The 16,538-nt window shown below is 74.2% G+C and carries 16 protein-coding genes; 6 read left to right on the top strand and 10 right to left on the bottom strand.

Annotated elements, in window-relative coordinates:
- Positions 1–287: 287 nt before the first annotated feature.
- Entirely contained in the window at positions 288–1,202 is a 915-nt protein-coding gene (locus HL189_RS18895; RefSeq protein WP_369135269.1) for a LysR family transcriptional regulator, read from the bottom strand.
- A gap of 106 nt (positions 1,203–1,308) precedes the next feature.
- On the opposite strand from HL189_RS18895, the gene HL189_RS18890 reads away from it, so the two are divergent.
- From HL189_RS18890 to HL189_RS18880, 3 genes are read left to right on the top strand one after another with little or no spacing between them, the layout of a single operon-like run.
- A complete protein-coding gene (locus tag HL189_RS18890) occupies positions 1,309–2,475 on the top strand; it encodes an NAD(P)/FAD-dependent oxidoreductase (protein WP_369135268.1) in 1,167 nt (388 codons plus the stop codon).
- Positions 2,476–2,498: 23 nt separating this feature from the next.
- On the top strand, positions 2,499–4,028 hold the full coding sequence (locus HL189_RS18885) for an aldehyde dehydrogenase family protein (protein ID WP_369135267.1): 1,530 nt from the start codon (positions 2,499–2,501) through the stop codon (positions 4,026–4,028).
- Between the two features lie 56 nt (positions 4,029–4,084).
- A complete protein-coding gene (locus HL189_RS18880; protein WP_369135266.1) occupies positions 4,085–6,298 on the top strand; it encodes a thiamine pyrophosphate-dependent enzyme in 2,214 nt (737 codons plus the stop codon).
- A 251-nt stretch (positions 6,299–6,549) separates the two neighbouring features.
- Here the strand turns inward: HL189_RS18880 and HL189_RS18875 are convergent, their stop codons facing one another.
- The 6 genes from HL189_RS18875 to HL189_RS18850 form a co-directional block, all read right to left on the bottom strand.
- Entirely contained in the window at positions 6,550–7,476 is a 927-nt protein-coding gene (locus HL189_RS18875; RefSeq protein WP_369135265.1) for a maleylpyruvate isomerase N-terminal domain-containing protein, read from the bottom strand.
- Positions 7,477–7,507: 31 nt separating this feature from the next.
- A complete protein-coding gene (locus HL189_RS18870; RefSeq protein WP_369135264.1) occupies positions 7,508–8,275 on the bottom strand; it encodes an anti-sigma factor in 768 nt (255 codons plus the stop codon).
- Positions 8,272–8,781, bottom strand: coding sequence for a sigma-70 family RNA polymerase sigma factor (locus tag HL189_RS18865; RefSeq protein WP_369135263.1), 510 nt, complete (start codon positions 8,779–8,781; stop codon positions 8,272–8,274). The genes HL189_RS18870 and HL189_RS18865 overlap by 4 nt, the downstream gene beginning before the upstream one ends.
- Positions 8,782–8,841: 60 nt before the next feature.
- The gene (locus HL189_RS18860; protein ID WP_369135262.1) at positions 8,842–9,351 is read right to left on the bottom strand and encodes a hypothetical protein; all 510 of its coding nucleotides are present in this window, start codon (positions 9,349–9,351) and stop codon (positions 8,842–8,844) included.
- Positions 9,352–9,487: 136 nt separating this feature from the next.
- Positions 9,488–10,108: an FMN reductase gene (locus tag HL189_RS18855; protein WP_369135261.1), complete on the bottom strand. Its 621-nt coding sequence runs from the start codon at positions 10,106–10,108 to the stop codon at positions 9,488–9,490.
- Positions 10,105–11,259, bottom strand: coding sequence for an LLM class flavin-dependent oxidoreductase (locus HL189_RS18850; protein WP_369135260.1), 1,155 nt, complete (start codon positions 11,257–11,259; stop codon positions 10,105–10,107). The genes HL189_RS18855 and HL189_RS18850 overlap by 4 nt, the downstream gene beginning before the upstream one ends.
- Positions 11,260–11,489: 230 nt before the next feature.
- Between HL189_RS18850 and HL189_RS18845 the strand changes: the two genes are divergently transcribed.
- Positions 11,490–11,780 (top strand): hypothetical protein, encoded by a 291-nt coding sequence (locus HL189_RS18845; protein ID WP_369135259.1) that lies wholly within the window; start codon positions 11,490–11,492, stop codon positions 11,778–11,780.
- Between the two features lie 37 nt (positions 11,781–11,817).
- Here the strand turns inward: HL189_RS18845 and HL189_RS18840 are convergent, their stop codons facing one another.
- Together HL189_RS18840 and HL189_RS18835 are read right to left on the bottom strand one after the other, a co-directional pair.
- Positions 11,818–12,951, bottom strand: coding sequence for an acyl-CoA dehydrogenase family protein (locus tag HL189_RS18840; protein ID WP_369135258.1), 1,134 nt, complete (start codon positions 12,949–12,951; stop codon positions 11,818–11,820).
- 7 nt (positions 12,952–12,958) lie between these two features.
- Positions 12,959–14,134: an acyl-CoA dehydrogenase family protein gene (locus tag HL189_RS18835; protein ID WP_369135257.1), complete on the bottom strand. Its 1,176-nt coding sequence runs from the start codon at positions 14,132–14,134 to the stop codon at positions 12,959–12,961.
- A gap of 237 nt (positions 14,135–14,371) precedes the next feature.
- Here HL189_RS18835 and HL189_RS18830 point away from each other — a divergent pair, with 237 nt between their 5' ends.
- Positions 14,372–14,788: a hypothetical protein gene (locus tag HL189_RS18830; RefSeq protein WP_369135256.1), complete on the top strand. Its 417-nt coding sequence runs from the start codon at positions 14,372–14,374 to the stop codon at positions 14,786–14,788.
- On the opposite strand, the gene HL189_RS18825 is transcribed toward HL189_RS18830, so the two are convergent.
- Positions 14,763–15,029 carry a hypothetical protein gene (locus HL189_RS18825; RefSeq protein WP_369135255.1) on the bottom strand — a complete coding sequence of 89 codons (267 nt, stop codon included), beginning with the start codon at positions 15,027–15,029 and terminating at the stop codon, positions 14,763–14,765. The genes HL189_RS18830 and HL189_RS18825 overlap by 26 nt on opposite strands.
- A gap of 59 nt (positions 15,030–15,088) precedes the next feature.
- Here HL189_RS18825 and HL189_RS18820 point away from each other — a divergent pair, with 59 nt between their 5' ends.
- On the top strand, positions 15,089–16,537 hold the full coding sequence (locus HL189_RS18820) for a mannitol dehydrogenase family protein (RefSeq protein ID WP_369135254.1): 1,449 nt from the start codon (positions 15,089–15,091) through the stop codon (positions 16,535–16,537).
- Position 16,538: the final 1 nt, after the last annotated feature.

The raw sequence follows: 16,538 nt of genomic DNA, 5'->3' as shown, positions 1-16,538 counted from the left end.
ATGATCGACGGCCACCTCGGCCCTACGGAGGTGGCCGCCTACAGCAACCCCCACACCGAACGGGACGTGGACGGCCACGTACCGGGGTGAACGGCGAGGGACGGGACAACCGCCTGAGTCACCTCGGTTCGTCCGGAAGGCTGCACGACCACAGAGCACCCGGCGGCAAGTCCCGCCGCACCGGACGCCTCCATCGCCTCCCACGGTCGCCCCTGGCGCAGGTGCGCCGCCACGCGCCACATCTGAACCTGCCCTGCGTCGGTGGGGGTTGAAGGGGTGGACGGTGATCACCCGGGGGCGGATACCGCCATCGAGTCCTGGACGGCGTCGATGACCGCCTTCACCGCGGGCTGCGGCGCCGGTTGCCGGCGGTGGGCGAGGACCATGGTCCGTTCCATCCGGTCGGTCAGCGGCACGGTGACCAGGCCCTCGCGGCGCAGGGTCAGCATGAGGTCTGTGATCGGCGCGACGCCCAGGCCGGCGGCGACCAGGGCGAGCGTCGACGCGGTGTCGGTCACGGTGTGCTCCACCCGGGGCTCGAAGTCCAGCCGGCGGCAGGCCATCCGCACGGCCCGGCCGTAGGAGGTGTGTTCGGGAGGCAGGATCCACGCGTCGTCGGCGAAGTCCTGCAGCGAAGCCCGTCCCAGGGGCGCCGACCGCCCGGCGCCGATGGCCAGGGAGAAGGACTCGGTGCCCAGTACGGCCAGCGCGACGTCGGCGGCCCGGGGCACCGGAGCCTGCGGGTAGTCCACGCCGAAGGCGAGATCGACCCGCCCGACCGCGACGCTGGACGTGGCGTCGTCCACGTCGACTTCGACCGAGTGCAAGCGGACTCCGGGCGACTGCTGTCGGATCCGGGCGACGGCCCGGGGGAGCAGCGCGGCTGCGGCAGTACCGAAGACGCCGACGAGTACCCGACCGCGCGGCCGTCCTGGGAGACCCGCCAACGCCTGCTCGGTCCGCCGGGCCAGGGCGAGCAGGTCCACGGCGTGGTCGGCGAGGAGGTGACCGGCGTCGGTGAGCTGCACCCGCCGCCCGACCTGGATGAACAGCTCGGTCCGGACCGAACGTTGCAGAGCGGCCATCTGCTGAGACACAGCACCCGTGGTGTAGCCGAGGGCTGCCGCTGCTGCGGTCATGCTCCCGCCGGCCCGGATCTCGACCAGCGTGCGCAGCTTCGTCAGATCGAGGGCGGCGTCCATGAAGGAAACCTGAACGGAACCGCCGGACAAGCCTCGATGGTGCTGCAGGCTGCGGCGCAGCAAGATGGCCCGTGCGCCAGCCGCCGAACGTCCACGGAGGACCGGAATGACTGCTGCCCGACGCCGGCCGCCCGCCTCCGCCTCGGTCGTCGTCCTCGGTGGCGGAGTGGTCGGCCTCAGCTCGGCCTATCACCTGGCGCGGAGCGGGGTGCGCGACGTCGTGCTGCTGGACCAGGACGCGCTGGGGTCGGGTTCGACCTGCCGGGCGGCCGGGGGAGTCCGGGCGCAGTTCTCCGACCCGGTCAACATCATGATGGGGGCCCGCAGCCTGGACACGTTCCGCGACTTCCCAGCGCGGTTCGGTCAGGAGATCGACTTCCGTGAGGTCGGCTACCTGTTCCTGCTCAGCACCCCGGAGGCGGTCGCCGCGTTCGAGGTCAACGTCGCCCGGCAGAACGCCGTGGGTGTGCCCAGCCGGATGATCAGCGTCGCCGAGGCGCAACGGCTCTCGCCGCTCATCTCGACCGAGGGACTGCTCGCAGCAGCTTGGTCACCGACCGACGGCCATTGCACCCCCGAGGCCGTCGTGCTGGGCTACGCATCGGCCGCCCGCCGCAGCGGGGTCACGCTGGTACCGCACTGCGCGGCCACCGGTATCGACATGACTGGCAGGCGGATCAGCGGTGTGCGCACCGAGGCGGGGATCATCCGGACCGAGTCGGTCGTCTGTGCCGCCGGCGCCTGGTCGGCCGAGGTCGGGGCGTGGGTCGGGGTCGACCTGCCGGTGACACCCCTGCGCCGGCAGATCGTGGTCACCGAACCCCTGCCCGGCCTGGACCCGCACACGCCCTTCACCATCGACTTCGACACCTCCTTCTACTTCCACGGGGAGGGACGGGGCCTGCTGCTGGGCATGTCCGACCCGGAGGAGACTCCCGGTTTCAAGCTCCACCGGTCCGACGCGTGGCTGCCCCGCCTCGGCGAGGCGATCGGCCGGCGAGCTCCGACGATCGGCGAGCTCGGCATCGCCGGCGGGTGGGCCGGCCTGTACGAGATGACGCCGGACCACAACGCCCTCATCGGACGTGCGGACACCGTGGAGGGCTTCCTCTACGCGACCGGCTTCTCCGGGCACGGCTTCCTGATGGGGCCGGCCGTCGGTGAGGTGGTGCGCGACCTCTACCTCGGCGAGGAACCGTTCATCGACGTCTCCAGCCTCAACGCCGCACGCTTCGCCACCGCGGCCGCCCGCCCCGAGCTGAACATCGTCTGAAGAACCACAACGAGGAGCCGCTCGTGACCACCCTCCCCAGCCCCGAAGACCTGCGCAGCCAGGCGCTCGCCGCGGCTCGCCGCTGCGGCGCCGACCTGGACGCCTACGCCGGGGACAACCCGGTGACCTCCCCGATCAACGGTGCGTCCCTGTCGTCCGTGCGCTGGCAGGACGCGGCGTCCGTGGACGCCGCCGTGACGCGCGCCGGAAAAGCGTTCCGGCAGTGGCGGACGGTGCCCGCGCCGGTCCGCGGCGGGCTGGTGCGCCGGCTCGGCGAGCTGCTCCGCGAGCACAAGGAGGACCTGGGCACCCTGGTCAGCCTCGAGGTCGGCAAGATCACCTCCGAGGCCCTCGGCGAGGTGCAGGAGATGATCGACATCTGCGAGTTCGCCGTCGGTCTGTCCCGCCAGCTGTACGGGAAGACGATCAGCTCCGAGCGGCCCGGTCACCGGCTCATGGAGACGTGGCACCCGCTCGGCGTCGTCGGGGTGATCAGCGCGTTCAACTTCCCGGTGGCGGTGTGGTCGTGGAACACCGCGATCGCCCTGGTCTGCGGCGACCCGGTGGTCTGGAAGCCCTCGGAGCTCGCGCCACTGTCCGCCCTCGCGTCCGCCGCGCTGCTCGACCGCGCCATCGCCGAGACCGGAGCGCCGCCGGCGCTGAACCAGGTGGTCGTCGGTGGCGCCGACGTCGGCGCCGCGCTCGTCGCCCACCCCGGCGTCGCGCTGCTCAGCGCCACCGGCTCGACCCGGATGGGGCGGACGGTCGGGCCGCAGGTCGCCGACCGGTTCGGCCGCTCACTGCTCGAGCTCGGGGGCAACAACGCCGCCATCGTCACTCCCTCGGCCGACCTGGACCTCACCACCCGCGGCATCGTCTTCTCGGCGGCCGGGACGGCCGGCCAGCGGTGCACCACGCTGCGCCGGGTCATCGCCCACGTCGACGTCGTCGACGAGCTCACCGACCGGATCGCCGCCGCCTACCGCCGACTGCCCATCGGCTCGCCGATCGCCGAAGGCACCCTGGTCGGTCCGCTCATCCACGACGCGGCGTTCAAGGCGATGCAGGACGCACTGGTCGCCGCGCGGCAGCAGGGTGGCGACGTCGTGGTGGGCGGGGGCCGGCGCCTCGCGGAGGAGGCCCCGGAGGCGTACTACGTGGAGCCGGCGGTCGTGCGGATGCCCGAGCAGACCGCCATCGTCCGACAGGAGACCTTCGCGCCGATCCTCTACGTCCTGCCCTACCGGACGCTGGACGAGGCCATCGCGCTGAACAACGACGTCCCGCAGGGCCTCTCGTCGTCCATCTTCACCTCCGATCAGGCCGAGGCCGAGCGGTTCCTCGCCGCGGACGGGTCGGACTGCGGCATCGCCAACGTCAACATCGGCACGTCGGGGGCGGAGATCGGTGGCGCGTTCGGCGGGGAGAAGCAGACCGGAGGCGGCCGGGAGTCGGGCTCGGACGCGTGGCGGAGCTACATGCGCCGGGCCACGAACACGATCAACTACTCCGGTGAGCTGCCGCTGGCCCAGGGCGTGGAGTTCACGGTCTGAGGAGCTCCCTGGTCATGAGCTGGACCGATCGATCCCCGCGCGGCCATGGTGAAGCGGTGGAACAGGTCGACGAGCACTTCATCGCTGCGGTCAAGGAGCTCGACGGTCTCGGCAGCCGCCAACCGCGCCGGGAGCTGCCGGGCAGCCTGAGCGCCGAGCAGGCGCTCGGTCTGTTCGAGTCGCAGTCCGGCAGCCGACACCTGGACCTGGCCGCGCGCTGGCTGCGAACCCGCGGACAGGGCTACTACACGATCGGCTCGTCCGGACACGAGGGGAACGCGGCCCTGGCGGCGGCCCTGCGCCCCACCGACCCGGCGCTGCTGCACTACCGCTCCGGCGGGTTCTTCGTCGAGCGGGCCCGGCAGGTGCCCGGCTCGGACCCGCTGCGCGACGTGCTCCTCGGCATCGTCGCCGCCGTCGACGAACCCATCGCAGGAGGCCGCCACAAGGTGTTCGGCCGGCGCGACCTGGCCGTGATCCCGCAGACCTCCACGATCGCCTCCCACCTGCCGCGGGCGCTGGGGATCGCCTTCTCGATCGACCGTGCCCGCAAGCTCGGCCTCGAGTGCGCATGGCCCCGCGACGCCGTCACCGTGTGCAGCTTCGGTGACGCCTCCGCCAACCACTCGACCGCTGCCGGAGCCATCAACGCCGCCATCCAGGTCGCGTTCCGGGGCCTGCCGATGCCGCTCCTCCTGGTGTGCGAGGACAACGGCATCGGCATCAGCGTCCCCACCCCCAGCGGCTGGGTGGCGCACGCCTACGGCGGTCGGCCGGGCCTCGAGTACTTCGCCGCGGACGGCAGCGACCTCGCCGACGCGGTGGAGACCTCCCGGCGGGCGGCGGACTGGGTCCGGCGGCACCGTCGCCCGGCCTTCCTCCACCTGCGCACCGTGCGCCTGATGGGGCACGCGGGCTCGGACGTCGAGACCGCCTACCGCCCTCCCGAGGAGATCGCCGCCGACCTGCGGCGCGATCCGCTCCTGGGCACGGCCCGGCTCCTCGTCGACTCCGGGGTGCTGAGCGCGAGGGAGGTGCTCGACCGGTACGAGGCCGTGCGCGCCCGGGTGCTGTCGCTCGCCGAGGAGGTCTGCGACCTCCGCCCGCTGAGGTCGGCTGCGGAGGTGATCGCGCCGCTGGCTCCGGCCACGCCGGACGAGGTCGCCCGCATCGCCGTCGCGGCCGCTCCGCCCGAACGCCGGGCGCAGGTCTTCGGGGCCACCCTGCCCGAACACGAACCTGCGCTCACCCTGGCTCAGTCGCTGAACCGTGCGCTGCTCGACGTCCTGGCGCTTCACCGGGGAGCGATGGTGTTCGGCGAGGACGTCGCCGGAAAGGGCGGCGTGTACGGGGTGACGCGCGGGCTGATGCGCAGGGCCGGCTCCGCCCGGGTGTTCGACACACTCCTCGACGAGCAAACCGTGCTGGGGCTCGGTCTGGGCGCCGGGATCTCGGGGCTGCTGCCGATCCCGGAGATCCAGTACCTGGCGTACCTGCACAACGCCGAGGACCAGCTGCGCGGTGAGGCCGCGACGCTGCAGTTCTTCTCCAACGGCCAGTACCGCAACCCGATGGTCGTCCGCATCGCCGGATATGGGTACCAGAAGGGCTTCGGCGGGCACTTCCACAACGACGACTCCGTCGCCGTGCTGCGCGACGTCCCGGGGCTGGTGATCGCCTCCCCGGGGCGGCCGGACGACGCCGCCGCGATGCTCCGCAGCTGCGCGGCCGCCGCGGCGGTGGACGGCGCGGTCTGCGCCTTCCTGGAACCGATTGCGCTCTACCACACGCGTGACCTGCACGAGGAGGGCGACCAGGGCTGGACGGCGCCCTACCCGGCACCGGAGCGCTGGCCGGACCTGCACGTGCCGATCGGCCGGGCGCGGACCCACGGCGACGGCGGCGACCTCACGCTCGTCAGCTGGGCCAACGGCCTCTACATGAGCCTGCGTGTCGCGGCGCGACTCGAGGCGGAGGGCATCCGTTGCCGCGTGGTGGACCTGCGTTGGCTCGCCCCCCTCCCGATGGAGGACCTGCTGCGCGAGGCGGAGGCGACCGGCCGGGTGCTCGTCGTCGACGAGACCCGCCGGTCCGGCGGGGTCGCCGAGGGCGTCCTCGCCGGCCTCGTCGACGCCGGGTTCGCCGGCCGGATGGCCCGGGTGACCAGCGCCGACAGCTTCATCCCACTCGGGGATGCCGCACTGCACGTCCTTGTCTCTGAGGCCGACATCGAGGGCGCTGCCCGACGGCTGGTGCCGAGCGCGCGGTGACGCTCATCTGCCCACCCGCTCGAGCAAGCGCTGACCCGTCGATCAACACGCGGCACCCGCTCGTATCGGGATTGCTCGGATGACTGGAGAGTTTGGTTGGCAGGGAGCTGTCGCCGAACACGCTGCTCGTCATCGACCGGTTGGTGTTCCCGGAGATCAAGATCGAGATCGAGGCGGTCGCCTACGCCGGTGGGTGACCGGCGGAGGGCCGGGGAGGGCGGCGCCTCGGGCCAGCGTCGAGGCCTCAGGGGTCAGCCGCGGCGCCGCCGGCCCAGCAGGCCACCGGCGGTGCTGAGCAGGCCGCCGGCGCCGCTGAGGGTGCGGGCCGCGAGCTGCAGGATCGGTCCCCCCGGGATCCCCGGCGCGGCCTGCACGATCGGCGTCAGCGCCATCAGCCCGGGCAGGCCCTGCACCTGCAACTGGCGGCGGGCGAGCGCGACCACCGGGTTGGCCCGGCCGGACGCCGCATCGAGCAGCAGGTCGGCCGGGGCCTCCACCGCCGGACCGGCCGCGGCACCCGGCGCGACGGCGTCCACGGTCCACCCGCCGTCCGCCGCAGCGAACCGCCAGCCGCCCGCCGGGGTGGCCAGCGTCGCCCCGCCCGCGATCCCGCTCGCCGCGGCGAGCGCACCGGTCACGTCGGCGAGGGCGGCCAGCCCCGCGCCGAGGACCTCCGGCGGCGGCGGAGCGGCTCCGGTGGAGACCAGGTCCAGGCCGTGCACGGCCAGTTCGTAGGCCTGGCCGAGCACGACGCTGAGCATCGGCAGCCGGCCGACGGTGGAGACGGTCGGTGCGGTGTCGACCCAGGCCGGCTCGTCGGCCAGGTACCGCTCGGTGGCTGCCCGGGCGCGGCGCAGCGCGGCGAGCACCTCGTCCCGCGAGGCGTTCCGGTGGGCCGCGGTGACCCGGGCGTTCACCGCGTCGGGGTCCGCCGGGACGCCGTGACCGCCGGCCCGGGCGACGGCGGTCAGGTCGGCCAGCGCCGCGTGGTCGGGCCACACGCCGAGGTGGACGCACACCTCGTGCGCGCGCCATCCGCGCAGCCGGGTGGCGCGGGCCAGGTCGACCGCGGCCGCCTGCTCGAGGAAGGCGTCCCAGGCACCGAGGACCAGCCGGCCCACCTCGTCGCGCCCGGCGTCGGCCATGCCCTGGGCGGGCGGACCGGAGGAGGTCGTCACCGGCGGCCCCTACCCGCGATCCGCGCCCGGGTCACGGCTGGCCCTGCAGCAGCACCGCGCCGGCGCCGTCGAGCAGCCGCACCTCGGCGATCTGGTCCGGATCGAGGTCTGTCGCGCCGGTGACCCGGGCATCGCGGCCGGGCAGCGTCAGCCAGCGCGCGACGCTCTGCGGATCACCGTTCCCGGCCGGGTAGACGACCAGCTGGAGGACGCCGCCCGGCTCCTCCGGCGCCGCTGCCGGGCCGTCGTACCGGCAGACGATGGTGATCCGGGTGCCCCAGGCGACGTCCTCCAGCCGCAGGTCGCCGTCCACCGGCACGTCGGGAGCGCCCACGAGGGCGACCGGCACCCCGGCCGGCTCCGTCGCCGGAGCGGAAGCGGTCGGAGCGGGAGCGGTCGGAGCGGGAGCGGTCGGAGCGGGAGCGGTCGGCGCGGGAGCGGTCGGTGCCGGCCCGCTCGGCGGCCGCAGCTGCCCGGTCACCACCACGGTGCCCGCGACGAGGGCTGCCGCGGCGGCCACCCCGGCCGCCGCGACCCCGGCGCGGCGGCGGGCACGGTCGCGGCGCACCGCCGCGAGCAGCCCGGCGAGCAGGGTGTCCGGCGGGGGTTCGAGGGCGGACGGCGGCGGACCGGGCAGCCGGGCCAGCAGCCCGGCGAGCGGTGCGAGCTCGCCGACCGACGCGGCACAGCGGGTGCAGGTCCGCAGGTGGTCCTCGAACTCGGCCCGGTCCTCGGCGCCCAGCGCGCCCAGCACGTAGGCGGCGTCCTCGCGCTCGAACGGGTCCGGTCCGCCGGTCACGCGGTCACCCCCATCTCCTGCAGGGCCACGCGCAGCGCGCGCAGCGCGTAGTGGGCCCGGGACTTCACGGTGCCCTCCGGGATCCCGAGCACCGCCGCCGCGTCGGCCGTCGTCCTGCCCTGGAAGTAGCACTGCTCGATCACCGCCCGGTGCTGCGGGCTGAGCCGGGCCAGCGCGTCGCCGACGATCCAGCTGTCCAGCACGGCGTCGGTGCCGTCGTCCGCACCGACCTCGGCACCGGCGTCCAGGGGGACGTCGCGGTCGGTGCGGTGCCGCCGCCACTCGTCGATCACCAGGTGGCGGGCGACGGTGAACAGCCAGGGCCGGACCGAGCCGCGCGCCTGACCGAGCACCTCCGGCCGGCGCCAGGCGCGCAGCATCGTCTCCTGCACGACGTCCTGCGCCCGGGCCCGGTCACCGTCCACCAGTGGGACGACGAAGGACCACAGCGCGGCCGCGTGCTCGGCGTACAGCGCCCGCACCAGGTGCTCGTCCCGGCTCGTCACGCCCCCTCCTCGCCCCCGTGCACGAGGAGTCTGGTGCCTGCCGGGGCGCCGCGGCCACGGTCAGCCCACCGTCATCGTGGTCTCCATCCCCATGGCCCGGTGGTCGCCGATCGGGCACCAGACCTCGTACTCACCGCTCTGCAGGGTCACGGTCATCGTGGTGGTCCCGCCGCCCCGGACGGTCTCGGACTCCGTCATGGCGAGGCCGGGTCCGGCGATGGCCAGCGAGTGCGGGGCCTTGCCGGTGTTCTCCACGGTGAAGGTGTACGTGCCGGGCGGGAGCGTGCTGATCGACAGGCTGATCGCGAAGTCGGACTCCGTCGCGGTGACCGGGGTCCCGGCCGTGTCACCGGGCAGCGGTCCCGGGGCGGCGTCCGCCGCGGTGCTGGACGGTGCGGCGTGCGACCCGGTCGCGTGCTCGGCGGCCGAGGACGCGACGTCGGCGAGGGAGGAGGCGGCGTCGGCCGCGGCGTCGGGGACGTCCTCGCCACCGCAGCCGGCGAGGGCGAGGCCGATCGCCAGCGCGGCGGATGCGGCGAGCCAGCGAGATCGGCGCGGGGGCGCGACCACGGTGCCTCCAAGGGGACGGGGTGCGTACCTGGACGTACGGAACGCGGGCCCGCCGGGTTCACCCCGTCCGCAGTTTCTCCCCGGACACGCCGATGGCCCCCTCCCGGGCGGGGGAGGGGGCCATCGGCGGGGCGGCTCAGCTGCCGCGGAGCAGGTCCTCGAAGGAGGTCACCGGGTCGGCGAACGGGTCGACCGGTCCGGTGGCCACCGGCCGGGCCGTGACGAGGTCGGCGAGCTCGCCGGCGGCGCGCTCGATCCGGCCGGCCAGCGCCGCGTCGGTGCCGCCGCCGGCCCAGTCCTCGCCGGCGGCGAAGACGCCGGTCGGCGTCGGCACGGCCCGCAGGTAGGCGAACAGCGGCCGCATCGCGTACTCCACGGCCAGCGAGTGCCGCGGTGTCCCGGCGGTGGCGCCGAGCAGCACCGGCCGGCCGACCAGCGCGTCCTTGTCCAGGACGTCGAAGAACGTCTTGAACAGCCCGCTGTAGGACGCCGAGAACACCGGGGTCACCGCGATCACCGCGTCCGCGCCGGTCACGGTGTCGATCGAGGCCCGCAGCGACTCGTTGGCGAAGCCGGTGGTCAGGTGGTCGGCCAGGTCGCGGGCGTGCCCGCGCAGCTCGACGACCTCCACGGTCGCGTCCTCGCCGCGGGCGCGCAGCGCCGCGACCGTGGCCTCGGCGAGCCGGTCGGCCAGCAGCCGGGTGGAGCTGGGGGTGCTCAGCCCGGCGCTGACGACGGCGAGGGTGCGGGTGGTCATGCCTGGACCTCCTCGACGGTGCGCCCGGCCTGCCCGGTCACAGAGTCGGCCGCGGCGTGGACGGTGCTGTCCTTCGTGCCGCCGGCCGCCGCGACGAGCGAGGCGTGGGTGGGCGCGTCGGGCACGTGCGCGGGCTTGAGCGCGGCGAACTCCCGCCGCAGCACCGGGACGACCTCCTCGCCCAGGACGTCCAGCTGCTCCAGCACCGTCTTCAGCGGCAGGCCGGCGTGGTCGATGAGGAACAGCTGGCGCTGGTAGTCCCCGACGTAGTCGCGGAAGCCGAGGGTCCGCTCGATGACCTGCTGCGGGGAGCCGACGGTCAGCGGGGTCTCCCGGCTGAAGTCCTCCAGCGACGGGCCGTGGCCGTAGACGGGGGCGTTGTCGAAGTAGGGGCGGAACTCCCGCACCGCGTCCTGCGAGTTCTTCCGCATGAACACCTGCCCGCCCAGGCCGACGATCGCCTGGTCGGCGGCGCCGTGGCCGTAGTGCTCGAACCGGCGGCGGTAGAACTCGACCATCCGCTGGGTGTGCTCCTTGGGCCAGAAGATGTGGTTGTGGAAGAAGCCGTCGCCGTAGTAGGCGGCCTGCTCGGCGATCTGCGGGCTGCGGATCGAGCCGTGCCAGACGAACGGGGGGACGCCGTCCAGCGGCCGCGGCGTGGAGGTGAAGCCCTGCAGCGGCGTGCGGTACTGCCCCTCCCAGTTGACGACGTCCTCGCGCCACAGCCGGCGCAGCAGCTGGTAGTTCTCCACCGCCAGCGGGATCCCGTCGCGGATGTCCTTGCCGAACCACGGGTAGACCGGGCCGGTGTTGCCCCGCCCCATCATCAGGTCCACCCGGCCGCCGGCCAGGTGCTGCAGCATCGCGTAGTCCTCGGCGATCTTCACCGGGTCGTTGGTGGTGATCAGCGTCGTGGCCGTCGACAGCTGCAGCGTGCTGGTCTGCGCCGCGACGTAGGCGAGCGTGGTGGTGGGGGAGGAGGAGAAGAAGGGCGGGTTGTGGTGCTCGCCGAGGGCGAAGACGTCCAGCCCGACCTCCTCGGCCTTCTTCGCGATGGTGAGGACGGCCTTGATCCGCTCGCCCTCGCTGGGCGTGCGGCCGGTCGTCGGGTCGGTCGTGATGTCACTGACCGTGAAGACCCCGAACTGCATCTCGTCCTCCAGGTGGTTGAGAGTGCAACTACTGTCTCATGGAACCGCCGCCCGGCTCAGGGCATTCCCCGCGGGGCCGAGGACGTACCGCTCCGCGGACCAGCGGCCTTGCCCCCACGGGCCGGGTCGGATCACCATGGGAGGTGGCACGCCCGTTCAAAGGAGGAGCAATGACCGCTCCTGGCCCTGGAGGACCAGCCCGTCCGACGACCGAGGGGAACGCCGGGCCGGTGTCGTTCTCCGAAGCAGAGAAGCTGATGGCCGAGTGGGAGGCGCGGCACGACGTCGCCGCCCGTGGCCGCCGGCCCAGCTCGGTCACCGTGGGGGAGTACCTCATGCACACCCGGTGCGAGGACGCCCGCAAGCACAAGGCCGTCGAGCACGTCCCACACCGGCAGCCGCGCCGTCCCGCGCCGCCGGACCCCCGCCCGCACGTCTCCGACCTGCTGGCCTGGATCGTCACCCCGTCGACGACGAGGCAGAACGAGCCGGCCGAGCGGCGCGGCAGGCACGAGGCCTGAGGAACGGGTGGCCCCCCTCGCGGGGGGCCACCCGTTGCTAGCTCAGCGGGTCGACCGTCTCGTGGTCGCCGACCGTGGCGGCCAGCCGGGCCAGCGCCCAGTCCCCGTCACCGAGCAGGTGGTCGATCGCGGTGAGCCGGCTGGTGTAGTGGCCGATCTTGTACTCGGCGGTCATGCCGATCCCGCCGTGCAGCTGGATCGCCTCCTTGCCCAGGTGCCGGCTCGCGCGGCTGACCTGCAGCCGGGCGCGGTCGGCGGCGGCGACCACGTCGCCGTCGGCGTCGACCACGAGCGTCGCCCACAGCACCGTGCTGCGCGCCAGCTCGAGTGACACGTACATGTCCGCGGCCCGGAAGGTCAGGGCCTGGAACTTGTTCAGCGTCACCCCGAACTGCTTGCGGGTCCTGAGGTACTCCGCCGTCGTGGTCAGCGCCGTCTCCATCGCGCCCAGCGCCTCGTGGGCGTAGGCGACCCGGGCGCGGGCCTGCGCCTTCTCGACCGCCGCGGCGCGGTCCGCGTCCCCCGCGCCGAGGAGCTCGGCCGGGGTGCCGTCGAACTCCACCTTCGCCGCGCGGGTGCCGTCGTGCGTGCGGTAGCCGGTGCGGGTCAGCCCCGCGGAGTCGGCCCGGACCAGGAAGAGCCGGGTGGCGCCCTCGACGGCGGCGCTGACCACCAGCAGGTCGGCGCGCGCACCGTGCGGCACGGGCTCCTTGACCCCGGTCAGCCGCCACCCGTCGCCGTCCGCCGTCGCGGTGACCGACCGGGCCGTCGGCTCCCAGCGCGACCCCGGCTCCTGGTGCGCGAACGCCGGGACGAGCGTGCCCTCGGCGAGGGCGCCGAGCACCTCGCTGCGCTGGGCGGCGGTGCCGACGTCGGACACCAGCCCGCCGGCCAGGACGACGGCCGCCACGAACGGCTCGGGCGCCAGCACCCGACCGACCTCCTCGGCGACGATCGACACCTCGACCGGTCCCGCGCCCATGCCCCCGTCGGCCTCGGCGAAGGGCAGCCCGAGGACGCCCATCTCGGCCAGCCGGCCCCAGGTGTCCTCGTCGAAGCCGGGGTCCTTGGCGGTGACCGCGCGACGCTGGTCGCCGCCGTAGGCCCGGGTGAGGAGACCGTGCACGGCCTCCCGGAGGGCGACCTGCTCGTTGTCGTAGCTGAACTCCACGGTTACCTCACAACCCCAGGATCGAGCCGGCGATGATCTGCCGCTGCACTTCGTTCGAGCCGCCGTAGATGGAGGCCTTGCGGAAGTTCAGGTAGGCCGGTGTGGCGAGCCGCGCCCACTCGGGGACGGTCGAGTCGCCCTCGGCGGAGGAGGCGACCGCGGCCGGCCCGGCGATGTCCACGACCAGCTCGGTGACCGCCTGCTGCAGCTCGGTGCCGCGCAGCTTGAGCACCGACGAGGCCGGGTGCGGCCGGCCGTCGGCGGAGTTGGCGACCACCCGGATCGCGGTCAGCTCCAGCGCCAGCAGCTCGTTCTCCAGCTCCGCGATCCGCGCGGCCATCAGCGGGTCCTCGGCCAGCGGCCGGCCGCCGACCTCCAGCCCACGGGCGTGCTCCTTGGCCTGGGCGAGCAGCCGCTTGGTCGAGGCGACCGGCGCGACGCCGACCCGCTCGTTGCCGAGCAGGAACTTCGCGTAGTCCCAGCCGCGGTTCTCCTCGCCGACCAGGTTCCCGGCCGGGACCCGGACGTCCTCGAAGAAGACCTCGTTGACCTCGTGCCCGCCGTCGATCAGCTCGATCGGGCGCAGGGTGACGCCGGGGGAGTCCATCGGGAAGAGCAGGAAGGAGATGCCGCGCTGCCGTTTGGGCGCGGCGGGGTCGGTGCGCACCAGGCAGAAGATCCAGTCGGCGTGCTGGCCGAGCGTCGTCCAGGTCTTCTGGCCGTTGACCACCCAGTCGTCGCCGTCCCGGACGGCGGTGGTGCGCAGCGACGCCAGGTCCGAGCCGGCGTCGGGCTCGGAGAAGCCCTGGCACCACCAGATGTCGAGGTTCGCCGTGGGCGGGAGGAAGCGCTCCTTCTGCTCCTGCGACCCGAAGGTGGCGATCACCGGGCCCACCATGGTGGTGTTGAACGCCAGCGGCGGTGGCACGCAGGCGGCCATCATCTCCTCGTGCCAGATGTGGCGCTGCAGCGGCGTCCAGGCCCGGCCACCCCACTCGACCGGCCAGTGCGGCACGGCCAGCCCCGCGGCGTTGAGGACCTGCTGGGTCTCGACGAACTGCTCCCTGGTCAGCTCGCGGCGCGCGGCCACCGCGTCCCGGATCGACTGCGGCACCGCGGTGGTGAAGAAGGTGCGCATCTCGTCCCGGAAGGCGTGGTCCTCCGGCGACAGGTGCAAGCGCATGGGACCTCATTCCCGGCGGCAGCTCCGCCGTCTCCGACGTGGTGGTGTCGAACATCCCACACGAGCTACTGCCGGGTAACTCCAGGGGCCGCATCGTCGCGCAGCGTGTCGGGCGGGCGCGTCACCCGCCTCGAACGGGGGACGCCGGGCCCGTCCGGCTCCAGCGACCCCGGCCCCCGGTCGACGTCTCCCCCCGGGGCGCGCTCTCGGCGCCCCGAGTCGACCAGGAGGAAGGGCGTGCCCACGAGGTCCACTGCGACCAGCGGTGAACAGGTGCCGCCCGAGCTGGTGGCCACGGTCCTCCACGGCGTCACGGTCAGCGACTCCCTGGCGGTCATGGTCGTCGAGTCGCTGGCCGGCGCCCCGCACATCAGCTGGACCAACCACGTGGCGGTGCAGCTGCTCGGCCACGCGATCGAGGACCTGCGCGCACTGCCGCTCACCCAGCTGCTGATCTCGTTGCCCGCCAGCGAGCTGCGGCTCCTGCTGCGCCGTGAGCGCGTGGCGCGCATGACGCTGCCGGTGCGGTGCGCCAGCGGGGAGCTGCTCGAGTGCGCGATCACCGCCGTCCCCGCGCCGTCGGACCGGCGCTGGACCCTCCGGCTGGTCGCCACGCCGGGGTGCGGCACTACGGCATCTCGGCGCTGCGGCTGACGGCGGTCGCGCTGGAGCAGTGGGGCTTCCCGCCGGGGATGATCACGCCGCTGAAGCAGGTCGAGGTCCAGTCCTCGTTCCCCGGTGCGCTGCTGCGCACGGCGTTCGAGGTCGCCGGCCGGATCGTCGACCCCGTCCACGCGGAGATGCCGATGGAGGCGGTCAGCTGCGGGCAGCTGCGGGACGCCGACATCACCCCGGTGCTCGCCCAGGTGCGCGCCGACGCCGACGAGCTGCGCACCGCGCTGCTGGGACGACGCGCAGGTTTCCCGCGGTCGTCCGTGGGGGCAACCGGGGCGGATGACCCGGTTGGACGCGAGCACGCTGTCCTCGCTGCGGGGGGCGGTGGACGTGCCCTCCTACGACCGGGCCGCGGTGCGCACGGGCATCGTGCACCTGGGGGTGGGCGGGTTCCACCGTGCCCACCAGGCGATGTACCTGGACCGGCTGATGGAGCGCGGCCGGGCGCTGGACTGGGGGATCTGCGGGGTCGGCGTGCTGCGCGGGGACCGTCCCCTGGCCGACGTCCTCACCGCGCAGGACGGGCTGTACACGCTCGTCCTCGCCCATCCCGACGGGCGCCTGGACGCGCGGGTGGTCGGCTCGCTGGTCGAGTACCTGTTCGCCCCGGACGACCCGGCCGCGGTGGTCGCCCGGATGGCCGACCCGGCGACCCGGATCGTGTCGATGACGGTCACCGCGAGCGGGTACGAGGTCCCGCCGGCCGTCGACCCGGCCGAGGCCGTCGCCCCGGCCACGGCGCTCGGGCTGGTGACCGCCGCCCTGGCCCGCCGCCGCGAGCGCGGGCAGCCGCCGTTCGCCGTGGTCTCCTGCGACAACATGACCGGCAACGGGGACATCGCCCGGCGGTCGGTGACCGGCTTCGCCTCGGCGCTGGACGCCGGGCTCGCCGCCTGGGTCGACGAGCAGGTGCCGTTCCCGAACTCGATGGTCGACCGGATCACCCCGGCGACCACCGCCGCGGTCCGGGAGGAGGTGGCCGGCCGGTTCGGCGTCGACGACGGCTGGCCGGTGCGGTGCGAGCCGTGGGCGCAGTGGGTCCTGGAGGACGACTTCCGGTGCGGCCGCCCGCCGCTGGAGGAGGTCGGGGTGCAGCTGGTGGACGACGTCGCGCCCTACGAGCAGATGAAGCTGCGCCTGCTCAACGCCGGCCACCAGGTGCTCGGCCAGCTCGGCAGCCTCACCGGCCTGACCTTCGCCCACGAGGCCTGCCGGGACGAGCTGCTGCGGGCCTTCCTGGCCGACTGGATGGAACAGGAGGCCCGGCCCACGGTGCCGCCGGTGCCGGGCACCGACCTGGCGCGCTACCAGGTGGAGCTGATCGCCCGGTTCGGGAACCCGGCGGTGGAGGACACCCTGCACCGCCTGCGGGCCGACGGCTCGGTGCGCGTCCCGCGGTTCCTGCTGCCCGTCGTCCGGGACCGCCTCGCCGCCGGGCGCGACGTCCGCAGGTCGGCCCTGGTGGTGGCGGCGTGGACCCGCTGCGTCGAGGGGCGGGACGACGCCGGCCGACCGCTGGACCTGGTGGACCCCCGCGCGGACGCCCTCCGGGCCGCGGCACGCCGGCAGCGGGCCGACCCGCTGGCGTTCGTGGCCGACCGGGAGCTGTTCGGCGACCTCGCCGACGACCCCCGCTTCACCCGCCCCTACCTGGCCGCGCTGGACGCGCTGCGCAGCCGCGGGGCGCGCGCCACGATGCAGGCGGTGCTGGCCGGCTCCCTCGGCTGAA

Origin of the sequence: Modestobacter sp. I12A-02662 (genome assembly GCF_041028325.1) — a bacterium.
Taxonomy (GTDB): domain Bacteria; phylum Actinomycetota; class Actinomycetes; order Mycobacteriales; family Geodermatophilaceae; genus Modestobacter.
Note: the sequence above shows the minus strand (reverse complement) of the source record. Positions and strands in the feature narration are given on the sequence as shown.

What these genes read in the sequence shown, in the direction of transcription:
- HL189_RS18850 (WP_369135260.1), bottom strand. Translation starts at nt 11,259, where the DNA reads ATGCAGTTCGGGGTCTTCACGGTCAGTGACATCACGACCGACCCGACG.
- HL189_RS18835 (WP_369135257.1), bottom strand. Translation starts at nt 14,134, where the DNA reads ATGCGCTTGCACCTGTCGCCGGAGGACCACGCCTTCCGGGACGAGATG.
- HL189_RS18895 (WP_369135269.1), bottom strand. Translation starts at nt 1,202, where the DNA reads ATGGACGCCGCCCTCGATCTGACGAAGCTGCGCACGCTGGTCGAGATC.
- HL189_RS18820 (WP_369135254.1), top strand. Translation starts at nt 15,089, where the DNA reads ATGACCCGGTTGGACGCGAGCACGCTGTCCTCGCTGCGGGGGGCGGTG.
- HL189_RS18890 (WP_369135268.1), top strand. Translation starts at nt 1,309, where the DNA reads ATGACTGCTGCCCGACGCCGGCCGCCCGCCTCCGCCTCGGTCGTCGTC.
- HL189_RS18855 (WP_369135261.1), bottom strand. Translation starts at nt 10,108, where the DNA reads ATGACCACCCGCACCCTCGCCGTCGTCAGCGCCGGGCTGAGCACCCCC.